Genomic DNA, 12,013 nt, shown 5'->3' with positions numbered 1-12,013 from the left:
GCTTACGCCGCGATCTGCAACAGCTGCGCCGCCTCCGATGCGGCAATCCATTCCTCGTTGGTTTTCTCGACGCCCACCAGCACTGGGCTGTCAGGGCGCGAGATGACCGGATCGTGGCGCGCATTGGCAGCGGCATCCACCTGCACGCCCAGCCAGCCGAGCTGCTGGCACACACGCGCGCGCAGCACGTCGTTGTTCTCGCCGATGCCGGCGGTGAACACCAGCAGATCGAGCCCGCCCAGTACGGCGGTCAGTGCGCCGATCTCGCGCACGATGCGGTGCACATACAGCTGCAAGGCCAGGCGCACGCGTTCGTTCTGCGCTTCGACCGGCAGCAAATCGCGCGGGTCGGCCGAGACGCCGGAAACGCCCAGCAGGCCCGAGTCGTGATAAAGCATGTGGGCCAAGTCGTCCAGCGAGAGCTTTTCGATCTGCATCAGGTAGATCACCGCGCCCGGGTCCAGCGCGCCGCATCGCGTGCCCATCATCAGGCCGTCGAGCGCCGAAAAGCCCATGGTCGTGGCCGCGCTGCGCAGCTCGCGCATGGCGCACAGGCTGGCGCCGCTGCCCAGGTGGCAGACGATGGTGCGTCCGCGCGCGGCGTCGCCGTGGCGTTCGGGCAGCGCGTGGCTCATGTAGTCGTAGGACAGGCCATGAAAGCCGTAGCGGCGCACGCCGCGTTCCCACGCGGTCCAGGGCAGCGCGAACATCTGCTCGACCGGCCCGGTCGTGCGGTGAAAACCGGTGTCGAAGCAGGCCACCTGCGGCACGTCCGGGTGCTGCGCCAGCAGCAGGCTCATGGCCTTGAGCGGAAACGGCTGGTGCAGCGGCGCCAGCGGGATGTAGCTGCGCAGCTCGTCGATGACCTGCTGCGTCACCCGGGTGGCAGCAAAGTAGTGCTGGCCGCCGTGCACCACGCGGTGCACCACCCCGGCCAGGCGTCGGCCCTGCAGCCGCTGAGTGACGCGCTCGCGGATCAGCGCCAGCGCGGCAGTGTTGGGGTGTTCGGCGTCGAGCTGGATGGCCTGCGACGCGCTGCCCGTTTCGTCGAAGTGCGGCGTCGCCCCGCCGATGCCCTGAACCTTGCCGCCCCACAGCGGCGTGCGCGGCAGCGGCTGGGTGCTGGCGTCGAACACCGCGAACTTGATGCTGGACGAGCCGCAATTGAGGGCGAGGATGACGCTGTCACTCATGGTCGGAACTCCTGGAATCGATCAGTTGGCTGCACACCCATCAGTCCATCGCGTGAACGCCGGCATCGACGTAGATGGTCTGGCCGCTCATGCCGCTGGCGGCGTCCATGCACAGGAAGGCGCTGAGCTGCGCGATTTCATCAAGCGTCACCAGGCGCTGCAGCGGCGCCTTGGCTCGCGCGTTCGCCATCAGCGCATCGAAGTGGGCGATGCCCGAGCCGGCGCGTGTCAGGATGGGGCCGGGCGAGACCGCATGCACACGAACGTTGCCGGGACCCAGCTCCATGGCCAGATAGCGCACCATGGATTCAAGCGCCGCCTTGACCGGACCCATCAGGCCGTAGTTGGGCACCGCTTCGTTCGAGCCCAGGTAGCTCATGGCCAGCAGGCTGCCACCGGCCGGCATGTGCGGCGCGCACAGGCGAGCAAGCCGGGCGAAGCTGTGGCAGGAGACGTCCATGGCCCGGGCAAAGCCCTCGCGCGAGCTGTCCATCACCTCGCCGTGCAAATCGGTCAGCGGCGCCCAGGCGATGGAGTGGATGGCGAAGTCGAGCGACCCGAATTTTTGCACCGCAAGCGACACCGCAGCTTCGAGTTCGCCCGGCGTCTGCACGTCGCAGTTGACCAGATCGATGCCGAGCGACCGGGTATGCGGCTCGACGAAGCCACGCGCCTTGTCGCTCTGGCATGTGGCCACGAGCTCGGCACCCATGCTCCGCGCCAGCCGGGCACAGGCGAAAGCGATGCTGCTGTCGTTGGCAATTCCGAGAACCAGACCGTTCTTGCCGGCCAGGCTGTAGGGGTTGGGGTTCATGCTTCGCTCGCGACCGGATCAAGCGCGCCGGGGCTGCGCCAGCATGACGGCAATGGCACACGAGGCCAGTCGGGACTGGCGTGAATCGGCGCGGCTGGTGAGCACCACCGGGACGCGCGCACCCAAGACGATGCCGGCGCTGCTGGCGCCGCCCAGGTATTCGAGCTGCTTGGCCAGCATGTTGCCGCTTTCCAGGTCCGGCACCACCAGAATGTCCGCGCGACCGGCGACTGGCGACTTGATGCCCTTGACACGCGCTGCCTCGGGCGAGACGGCGTTGTCGAAGGCCAGAGGGCCGTCCAGCAGGCCACCGGTGATCTGGCCGCGGTCGGCCATCTTGCACAGCGCGGCCGCATCCAGTGTTGCCGGCATGTTCGGGTTCACCGTCTCGACGGCGGCAAGAATGGCCACGCGAGGCTCGGGCACGCCGATGACGTGGGCCAGTTCGATGGCATTGCGCACGATGTCGGCTTTTTCCGGCAGCGTGGGGGCAATGTTGATGGCTGCGTCGGTGATGATGAAGGGCCGGGGGTAGCTGGCCGTCTCCATGATGAAGCAGTGCGTCAGACGGCGCTCGGTGCGCAGGCCGGCGTCCGGTGCCAGGATGGCGCCGAGCAGTTCGTCGCTGTGCAGGCTGCCCTTCATGATGGCCTGGACTTCCCCCTTGCCGGCCAGGCGCGCGGCGGTGGCCGCGGCGCCGTGGCTGTGCGGCGCGTCGACGATCTCGCAGCCCGCCAGGTCGATGCCGGCGTCGGCGGCCACGCGGCGCAGTTTTTCCTCCGGCGCCACCAGCACCGGGACGATGACGCCGGCGTCGCGCGCATCCATGGCCCCGCCCAGGCTGAGTGCATCGCAGGGATGGACGACCGCCATGCGTACCGCGGGCAGGCCGCGCACGTGGGCGATCAGCCGATCAACGCCGCGCAGGCTGGCGCCTTGGCCGGTGCCCGGCTGATTGGATTCGTTCGAAGTCATGATGCTTGCCTCACTTTTGTCTTGCGGGGAGCGCGCCGGCCCGGTGGCTTCGGTGCAGCGGCGCTCGCCAGCGCCAATGCCGGACTACTGGCTTGCGCGGCGCGCTCGAACACCCGCTGCATGGCTTGCCAGCGTGCCAGCTCTTCGTCCTGCAACGGTTCGCCGGTCGTCAGCATCGCCTCCAGGTACTGCAAGGCGGTGCGGATATGCCGGGCCGGTGCGCGCGCCAGCAGCGCGGCCATGGCCTCGGCGCCGGCCACACGCATCAGCAATGCCTGGCGGCGCACCAGCTCGCGCGCGTCCTCGATGTCAAGGCGGCTCGCCAGCTCGGTCTGGCGCAGCAGCAAGGCGCGACGGTACTGGCGCTCGTCCGCTTCGCGCCGCGGTTGCAGCACGAACATCAACGCCCGCACCGTCGCTTCGGGCAGGCCGCCCTGCTCGATCGACGCACGCAGGCCGCCCAGCCGTTGCGCCATCCAGGCGCGGTGTTCGGGGGTGTCGCCAGGGTGCGGGCGCAACGCCGCGGCTGGATCGGCCTGACCCGCCAGCGCCTGCACCAGCGGATGGCTGTAAATCGCCTCGAAGGCCATCTCTTCGGCCTCGTCGCGCGACTGGCTGAACACCTGCAGCGAATGCGTGATCGCGTCCGAGCAGGCCTCTTGCCAACTCCACCACGGGTTGTCGGCGCCCACCGGCTTGCGATCGGCGCGCACGGATTCGGCCTGCTGCTCGACCAAGGGCGCGAGCAGGTTGCGGTCGGACCACATCTCGTAGCCGATGCGCAGCGGATGCCAGGCGCGCAGCGCGTCGGCAAATTGCGGGGTGACGGCGCCACGCACCCAGGGCTGCAGGTAGCGCCGATACAGGGCCAGATTGACCTGCGAGACGTGAGCGGCGGCGGCAAAGCGCCGGTCGCTTGCGGCCACCTCGTCGGGGTTGGGGGCAACGATGGCGCGCACGTCGTCCAGCGTGCGCTGATGCACGGTCATCAGGTAGTCGCCAGGCACGATCTCGGCGTGCGCCATGTCCGGCGCCTTGTCCTGCACGCTGAGCTCGAACAGCCCGGCGGGCAGCATGTCGATCAGGTCGATGTTGCTGGTGAACTTGGTGTGTTCCTTGCGGCCGACGGCACCGGACACGAAGATGCCGAGATGGCCGATGCTCTGGTGCGTCGCCCAGACGATGGTCTGGTCATGGCCGAGCAGCTCGTCGTCGCTGCGGTACAGGTCGGTGATCCAGCCCAGCGCCTGCGGCGGCGGCGTGATGTTGTCGCCATAGGAGCAGAACACCACGATCGGCGAAGTGATGTTGCGCAGGTCGATGCGCACGCCGTCGCTGGTGACCAGCTCGGCCGAGCTCAGTTTGTTGCCGATGAACAGATCATCGACGATGGTTTGCATCTCCACGTCGTTGAGGCAGACGTGGCCGCCCCAGTATTTCTCGAAGGCCAGAAGCGCGGCCCTTCGGTGTCGACATTGGCATAGACGTGGTGCTTCTTCTCCCACAGGGTGTTGGCCGGGCCGGGGTTCTCGAAGTTCTGCACCAGCCAGGCGCCGTCGAACTTGCCGGCACCGATGTCGCTGGCCAGCGCGGTCAGCCAGCTGCCGCCGGTCAGTCCTTGCCGTAGCGCATCGGGTTGCCTGCGCCAGCCGGCCCAGTACGACAGCGGCGTGCCGGCCAGGATGATGGGGCCGAACAGCTCGGGCCAGACGGCGGCGGCCATCATGATCTGCCAGCCCGCCTGGCAATTGCCGATCACCGCCGGCTTGCCGTGCGCGTCGGGGTGCAGCTCGATCACCTTGCGCAGAAAGGCGGCCTCGGCGCGCATCACGTCCTCGACCGTCTGCCCCGGCATGGGGTCGGGCGTGAAGCCGACGTAGTAGCACGGGTGGCCGGCGGCCAGCGCGGCGCCGATTTCGCTGTCGGCCTTGAAGCCGCCGATGCCCGGGCCGTGGCCGGCGCGCGGATCGACGATGACGAAGGGGCGCTGGGTGGGGTCGGTGGCCACGCCGGCTGCGGGCTGTATGCGCACCAGCCCGTAATTGACCGGGCGCGGCAGCGTGTCGCCGCGCATCACCAGCGTGGCCGGAAAGTCCAGCACGTTGGGCGCGGTTTCCTGCATGTGGGCGCGGTACTGGTTGCCGCGCTGACGCATGACGTCGGCATACAGGATGCTGCGCTGCCACGCGTCACCGACGTAGTCGACGGTCTGCTGGGGCATGGACCAGAAATTGAACATGAGAGTCCTCCCGTCGGCTCAAGCGCCCAACTCGAGCATGCGGCGAGCTTCGATTACGTCCGGGCGCCGCGCCGCCGCGCCCTCGACCACCGTCGGCTGGCCGAAGGCGCACGCTGCAGCGGCTTTGCTGTTTTTGTTCATCACGGAACTCCTGGCTGAATATGGGTTGGTGAATCGTCGACGGATGGCGCTGCGGACCAGGTCAGGCCATCTGGGCGATGGTCTTGCGAAAGCGCGCCAGCGAGAACGCGAACAGCACCGCGCCGATCACGGCAAGCGCGACGAACTGGGGCCAGACCACGTCGAAACCGGCGCCGCGAAACAGAATGGCGCTGCCCAGCTTGACGAAGTGGGTGGTGGGCGCGACCTGCATCACGTCCTGCACCACCTGCGGCATGCTCTCGTATGGCGTGCTGCCGCCCGAAAGCATCTGCAGCGGCACGATGGTCATCACCATCAGCATGCCGAACTGCGGCATGTTGCGCGCCACGGTGGCCAGGAAAATCCCCAGCGACGTGGTGGCAAACAGCATCAATACCGCCGCGGAGAAGAACAGCCACAGCGATCCGATCACCGGCACCCCAAGCCAGCCGCGCACCACAATGTTGAGCGACAGCGCCGCCGCCACCAGCACCACCAGGCCCATCGACCAGACCTTGGCGAGCATGATCTCGAACGGGGTCACCGGCATCACCAGCAGGTGCTCGATGGTGCCGTGTTCGCGCTCGCGAATCAGCGCGGCGCCGGTCAGGATGATCGACAGCATCGTGATTTGGTTGATGATCTGGTTCAACCCGCCGAACCACGACTTGTCGAGCGTCGGATTGAAGCGCGCACGCAGCGCCAAATCCACCGGCAGCGCGGCGCTGCCGCGGTAGCGCTGCACGAACTCGGTGATCTCGGCGCTCACGATCTGCTGCACATAGCCGCCGCCGGTAAAGGCCTGCGTCATGCGCGTGGCGTCGGTGTTGAGCTGGATTTCCGCGGGTCGCCCGCCCAGCACGTCGCGCTGGAAGTTGGGCGGAATGATCAGCGCGAAGGTGTAGTCGCCGGCATCCATGCCCGCATCCACCTGGGACTGATCGATCATGTAGGGCTGCGTGAACCGCGGCGGATCGAACGCGGAGACGATGCGCTGCGACAGCGGCGAGTGATCCTCGTCGACGATCGCGATCGGCGCGTTGTTCAGCGTCTCGGGCATGGCACTGGCGGCGGTGTACACCGCCAGCGTGAACACGTAGACGATCAGCACCAGCATCACCGGGTCGCGCCACAGGCTCCACAGCTCCTTGACGCCCAGGCGGTAGATGTTCTCGAGTTTGCGTCCGAACATGTTCAGCGCTCCTGCTTCTTCAGCAGCCAGATGGCCGAACCCACGATCACCGGCACGGCCAGCAACAAGGGCCAGAACGAGGCCGACAGGTCGGAAAAACCCAGCGCCTTGCTGAAGACACCGCGGCTGATCGTGAAGATGTGGCTGGCGGGGTAGATCTCGCCGATCGTGCGGCCGACGCCTTGCAGCGAGGACACCGGGTCGGTCAGGCCACCGTACTGCATGGCCGGGATCAGCGTGCCGATCATCGCGAAGAACATCGCCGCGATCTGGCTCTTGGTGACCGCCGAGACCAGCAGGCCCATGCCGGTGGAGATGATGCAAAACAGCAGCATGCCGACTGTCAGGGCCATAAAGCTGCCGGTGAGCGGCACCGCGAACAGGGTCACCGCCATCAGCACCAGGAGCAGGTAGTTGAGCAGCGCCAGCGCAACGTACGGCAGTTGCTTGCCCAGCAGGAATTCGCTGCGCGTCACCGGCGTGACGTAGAGATTGAGGATCGAGCCCGTTTCCTTCTCGCGCACCACCGCCAGCGCGGTCAGCATGGCCGGAAACATCAGCAGCAGCATCGGGATCACGGCCGGCACCATCGCGGGCAGGCTCTGGACATCAGGGTTGTAGCGGTAGCGGTTCTCGATCGACACGTTGCTGGTGCCCGACATGCCGCGCTGGCGCGCCTGGTCGGTCAGCCAGTGCTGATGCATGCCTTGCAGATAGCCTTGCACGGTCTCGGCGCGCATCGGCATCGCACCGTCGAACCAGGCACCGATCGTCACCGTGTCGCCACGCGCCACGTCGCGCGCGAAACCGGGCGGGATCTCGATCGCCAGCGCCAGCTCGCCGCTGGCCATGCGCTGGTCGAGCTCGGCGTAGCTGTGGATCGGGGGCTGCTCGAGGAAGTACGGCGAGCCCGAGATGTCGAGCTTGTAGCTTGTCGACAGCGTCGTCTGGTCCAGATCGAGCACCGCGTAGCGCAGGTCTTTCACGTCCATGCCGATGCCGTAGCCCATCACGATCATCAGGATCAGCGAGCCGGCCAGCGCCAGGGTCAGGCGCACCGGATCACGCAGCAGCTCGAGGGCCTCGCGCCAGGCGCAGGTGTACAGGCGCTGCAGGCTGAAGCGAGAGCGTGGCCCGGCGGCGTGGGGGGCCGCCGTGGCGGGCGTCGGCGGCGCGGGCGGTGCGGCCGGCGCGGCTTCAGCCGACGGCGTGCCGCCCCCGGCCTCGACCAGGTAACCGATGAAGGCTTCCTCCAGGGTTTTCGCGCCGCGCTTTCGCACCAGCGCGGCCGGCGCATCGCTGTCGAGCACCTTGCCGGCGTGCATCATCGACATGCGGTCGCAGCGCTCGGCCTCGTTCATGAAATGGGTGGAGATGAAGATCGTCACCTTGTCGCGCCGCGACAGCTCCACCAGCAGGCGCCAGAAGGCGTCGCGCGCCACCGGATCGACGCCCGAGGTGGGTTCGTCCAGGATCAGCAGGTCGGGCTTGTGCACCATCGCCACCGCCAGCGACAGGCGCTGGCGCACGCCCAGCGGCAGCGATTCGGGCAGCTCGTCGATGGAGCGTTGCAGGTCGAAGCGCTCGACCATCTCCTGCACGCGCGCCGGGATGTCGCCTTCGGGCACATGGAACAGGCGCGCGTGCATCACCAGGTTCTGGCGCACGGTCAGCTCGCCGTAAAGCGAGAACGCCTGCGACATGTAGCCGACGCGGCGGCGCGTGTCCAGGTCGCGCGGGTCCACCTCGTGGCCGAACAGCGAGGCCGTGCCCTCGCTGGCCGGCAGCAAGCCGGTCAGCATCTTCATCGTGGTTGATTTGCCGCAGCCGTTGGATCCGAGAAACCCGAAGATTTCGCCGCGCCGGATGCGAAAACTCACGTGATCGACGGCAACGAAGTCGCCAAAGCGCATCGTCAGCCCCTTGGCCTCGATGGCGATGTCGTCGTCCGCGACCGCCAGTGGCGGGATCACCACCGGCGCGTAGCCGCGCTTCTTCTCCTCGGGCAGCAGCGCGATGAAGGCGTCCTCCAGCGAGTCGGTGTGCGTGCGCGCGAGCAGCTCAGTCGGCGTGCCGGTGGCCAGCACGCGCCCTTCGTCCATCGCCACCAGCCAGTTGAAGCGCTGCGCCTCGTCCATGTAGGCGGTGGCCACGATCACGCTCATTCCGGGGCGGTCGACGCGGATGGTGTCGATCAGATCCCAGAACTGCGCGCGCGCCAGCGGATCGACGCCGGTCGTCGGCTCGTCGAGGATCAGGAGATCGGGGTCATGAATCAGCGAGCAGCACAGGCCCAGCTTCTGCTTCATGCCGCCCGAGAGCTTGCCGGCGGGGCGCGCCAGGAAGTTCTGCAGGCCGGTGGCGCGGGTGAGCTCGTCGATGCGCCGGCGCTGCTCGGCTTCAGAATGGCCGAACAGGCGCGCAAAAAAACGCAGGTTCTCTTCGACCGACAGCGTCGGGTACAGGTTCTTGCCCAGACCCTGCGGCATGTACGCGATGCGCGGGCATACGGCGTTGCGGTGACTGCGGCTGGCCATGTCGCCGCCCAGCGCCTCGACGCGGCCCTGCTGGATTTCGCGAGCGCCGGACAGCAGCGCCAGCAGGCTGGACTTGCCGACGCCGTCGGGTCCGATCAGGCCCACCATCACGCCCGCCGGGATGTCCAGCGTCACGCCGTCCAGGGCCGTCGTCTTGCCGTAGCGCAAGTGCAGCTCCTGCAGCCGCGCGACCGGCGCTGCACCGACGGACGGCGCTGCAGGCTGTGCCGACGCAATGAGCTGCGCCATCAGGGCGTGACCTTCACCGCCAGACGGGCGGGCCACTGGGCCTGCGGGTCCGACTTGACCCAGGCGACACCCGGCACGCCGGTCTTGACCTGTTCGAGGTGCTTCTGGAGCAGCTCGGGGTCGATTCGCGCCTTGACGCGAAACATCAGCTTTTGCCGCTCGCTTTCGGTCTCCACCGTCTTGGGCGTGAACTGCGCGACGCTGGCGATGAACGAAACCTTGGCCGGAATCACGTACTGCGGCGCCGCGTCGAGCACGATGCGCACCTCGCTGCCGAGCGCGATTCGTCCGGCGACGGTCTCCGGCACGAAGAAAGTCATCGACACGTCGGACAGGTCGACCATGTTCAGCACCTTGCCGCCGGCGGCCAGCACCTCGCCGGGCTGCGCAACGAGGAACTGCACGCGTCCGTCGCGCGGTGCCTTCAGCGTGCTGTCGGTCAGATCGGCGTCGATGCGAGCAACCGCGGCCTCGGCGGCTGCCACGTCCGACTGCGACGCCGTGACCTGTGCCCGCGCCGCCACGACCGCCGCGATGGCGGACTTGAGCTGGGCCCGCGTGGCCGCGAGCGTGGCTTCCGCGGTGCTGGCCTTGGCGCGATCGTCATCGAGCTCCTGGCCCGACGATGCCCCTTCCTTCGACAGCGTCTCGGATCGCGCCAGCCGGCGCCGCGCGGCATCCAGCTCGACCTCGCGTTGGCGCACCTGCGCCTGCACCGCCTGCTGGTCGCTCTCGCGCAGCGCCACCTGCGCCTGGGCGCCGGCAACGCCGTAGCGGGACTGCTGCTGGCGTGCCACGGCTTCAGCGCGCTGCGCCACGAGGCTGCTGTCCAGCATGCGCGCCAGTGGCTGGCCGGCCTTGACAAAGTCGCCCTCGGCAACAAGGAGGGCCTGCACGCGCCCGGCCAGTTTCGTGGCAACGTCGACCTCGGTGGCCTCGATGCGTCCGTTGCCCTTGGTCAGGCCCGCATCGTCGGCCGGCGCGCGCAGCGTGGTCCACGCGTACCAGCCGACTGCGGCGACGGCCACGATCACCAAAGCCGGAATGAATTTCTTGATTGATTTCATGGTTTCGGAGCTCATCAGCGGACCTTGTTGTCTGGAGCGATGGAGTGGGAGCCGCCCCCCAGGGCGGAATACAGGGCGACCTGCGCGGAAAGCTGCGCGCGCCGGGTCTGCACCAGCTGCTGCTGCGCCGACAGCAAGTCGCGCTCGGCATCCAGCACCTCCAGGTAGCGCGCGGCGCCGCTGTCGTAGCGCAGCTTGGCCAGGCGGGCGCGCTCGGTCTGCACCGTCTGCGTCTCGCGCAGCGTGCGCACCTGGTCGGCGAGCCAGCGCTGCGCCGACAGTGCATCCGAGACGTCGCGGAACGCCGCCTCGATGGTTTGTTCATAGCGCACCACCGCTTCGTCGCGGCGCACCTCGGCCAGATCGAGCGAGGCCTGGCGCCGCCCGCCGTCGAAGATGGGCAGCGAGATCTGCGGCGCAAAGGTCCACGCATGGCTGCCCGAGCGGAACAGGCCGTCCAGCTCGGCGCTGGCCGTGCCCAGCGCGCCGGTGAGCGAGATGCGCGGGTAGAACGCCGCCCGCGCGGCGCCGATGTTGGCATTGGCCGCGCGCAGGTCGTGTTCGGCAGCGATGATGTCGGGGCGGCGGGTGAGCAGCTCGGAGGGCAGTCCGGGCTCGAGTTGCCGCGACATGCGGATCTCGTCCAGCCGCTCGCCGCCGGGCGAAAGATCGACACTGGCGCCGACGAGCTTGGTCAGCGCATGGGCCTGCGCGGCGCGCGACTGTTCGAGCTGCGACACCAGGGTTTCGGCCTGCTGCGCCAGCACCTCGACCTGCGTCAGATCGAGCTTGGACGTCGCGCCCAGTTCGACCCGCCGGCGGAAGATGCGCAGGGTCTCCTGGCGGGTGGTGACGGTGCGCCGCGCCAGCGCGATGCGTTCGTCGAGTTCGGCCAGGCTCAGGTAGGCGTCGGCCGTCTGCGCGATCAGGCTGAGCGTGGCGGCGCGGCGCGCCTCGTCGGTGGACAAATAGCTCGACAACGCCGCCGATTCGAGATTGCGCACCCGCCCCCAGAAGTCCAGCTCCCAGGTGCTCAACCCGATGCCGAGCTGGATCTGGTTGCCGACGACCGCCTGGCCGATGCCGCTCAAATCCGCCGGCACGCGCGAGCGCGTCGCATCCAGGCTCGCGCCGATGGTCGGCACGCGATCGGCGCGCTGCACGCCATAGGCCGCGCGCGCCTCGTCCACGCGCAGCACGGCCAGGCGCAAATCGCGGTTGTTCGCCAAGGCCTGCTCGATCAAGCGCTGCAGGCGTTGGTCGACGAAGTAGCTGCGCCAGTCGATGTCGGCGGCGCTGTGCGTGGCCGCGACGGCGCCGGCTTCGGCGTACTGGTCGGGCACGGGCAGCGGTGGGCGCTCATGGTCCGGCGCCAGCGACGTGCACCCGGCCAGCGCCAAGGCGATGCCGATGCCCAGGAAGGCCGATCTGGACGGCGCCGAGGTGGCGCCTTCGCCCTGTCGAGAGCCCCGTGCACCCACCCCGGGCACATGGCCGGCGTCAAGTGCACTGGCGCGGTGCCGTCGCGTTTCGAAAAGCCGGGAAGCATTCATGGCAGATTCATCACGTTTTTTTGTTAACTACCGACTGGTTGGTAGCTAGTATA

7 protein-coding genes and 2 pseudogenes are annotated in these 12,013 nt (G+C 68.2%); all 9 read right to left on the bottom strand.

From position 1 onward, the window contains the following. Positions 1 to 2: 2 nt before the first annotated feature. Positions 3 to 1,193 carry an acetate/propionate family kinase gene (locus tag U1F38_RS10890; protein WP_409987089.1) on the bottom strand — a complete coding sequence of 397 codons (1,191 nt, stop codon included), beginning with the start codon at positions 1,191 to 1,193 and terminating at the stop codon, positions 3 to 5. Between the two features lie 40 nt (positions 1,194 to 1,233). After that, positions 1,234 to 2,007 carry an enoyl-ACP reductase FabI gene (fabI, locus tag U1F38_RS10885; RefSeq protein WP_409987088.1) on the bottom strand — a complete coding sequence of 258 codons (774 nt, stop codon included), beginning with the start codon at positions 2,005 to 2,007 and terminating at the stop codon, positions 1,234 to 1,236. Positions 2,008 to 2,025: 18 nt separating this feature from the next. Continuing rightward, a pseudogene (locus U1F38_RS10880) lies at positions 2,026 to 2,928 on the bottom strand (bifunctional enoyl-CoA hydratase/phosphate acetyltransferase); the annotation flags it as partial. Between the two features lie 50 nt (positions 2,929 to 2,978). Next, positions 2,979 to 5,221, bottom strand: a pseudogene (locus tag U1F38_RS10875) (DUF3141 domain-containing protein). An 18-nt stretch (positions 5,222 to 5,239) separates the two neighbouring features. Then, entirely contained in the window at positions 5,240 to 5,362 is a 123-nt protein-coding gene (locus U1F38_RS10870) for a hypothetical protein (RefSeq protein ID WP_409987087.1), read from the bottom strand. Positions 5,363 to 5,423: 61 nt separating this feature from the next. After that, positions 5,424 to 6,554: an ABC transporter permease gene (locus tag U1F38_RS10865; RefSeq protein WP_409987086.1), complete on the bottom strand. Its 1,131-nt coding sequence runs from the start codon at positions 6,552 to 6,554 to the stop codon at positions 5,424 to 5,426. 2 nt (positions 6,555 to 6,556) lie between these two features. Continuing rightward, positions 6,557 to 9,340 carry a ribosome-associated ATPase/putative transporter RbbA gene (gene rbbA, locus U1F38_RS10860; protein WP_409987085.1) on the bottom strand — a complete coding sequence of 928 codons (2,784 nt, stop codon included), beginning with the start codon at positions 9,338 to 9,340 and terminating at the stop codon, positions 6,557 to 6,559. Beyond that, on the bottom strand, positions 9,340 to 10,422 hold the full coding sequence (locus tag U1F38_RS10855) for an HlyD family secretion protein (protein WP_409987084.1): 1,083 nt from the start codon (positions 10,420 to 10,422) through the stop codon (positions 9,340 to 9,342). Before U1F38_RS10855 ends, rbbA begins: the two co-directional genes overlap by 1 nt. Next, positions 10,422 to 11,825 (bottom strand): efflux transporter outer membrane subunit, encoded by a 1,404-nt coding sequence (locus U1F38_RS10850; protein ID WP_409987242.1) that lies wholly within the window; start codon positions 11,823 to 11,825, stop codon positions 10,422 to 10,424. Before U1F38_RS10850 ends, U1F38_RS10855 begins: the two co-directional genes overlap by 1 nt. Positions 11,826 to 12,013: the final 188 nt, after the last annotated feature.

Origin of the sequence: Ottowia sp., assembly GCF_046348305.1 — a bacterium.
GTDB lineage: Bacteria > Pseudomonadota > Gammaproteobacteria > Burkholderiales > Burkholderiaceae_C > Ottowia.
The sequence above is the reverse complement of the archived record's forward strand: the minus strand, read 5'-3'. Positions and strand labels throughout refer to the sequence as shown.

Bases quoted from the DNA above. Each gene is read 5' to 3' on its own strand.
- U1F38_RS10890 (WP_409987089.1), bottom strand. From the start codon at position 1,193: ATGAGTGACAGCGTCATCCTCGCCCTCAATTGCGGCTCGTCCAGCATC.
- fabI (WP_409987088.1), bottom strand. From the start codon at position 2,007: ATGAACCCCAACCCCTACAGCCTGGCCGGCAAGAACGGTCTGGTTCTC.
- U1F38_RS10870 (WP_409987087.1), bottom strand. From the start codon at position 5,362: ATGAACAAAAACAGCAAAGCCGCTGCAGCGTGCGCCTTCGGCCAGCCG.
- U1F38_RS10865 (WP_409987086.1), bottom strand. From the start codon at position 6,554: ATGTTCGGACGCAAACTCGAGAACATCTACCGCCTGGGCGTCAAGGAG.
- rbbA (WP_409987085.1), bottom strand. From the start codon at position 9,340: ATGGCGCAGCTCATTGCGTCGGCACAGCCTGCAGCGCCGTCCGTCGGT.
- U1F38_RS10855 (WP_409987084.1), bottom strand. From the start codon at position 10,422: ATGAGCTCCGAAACCATGAAATCAATCAAGAAATTCATTCCGGCTTTG.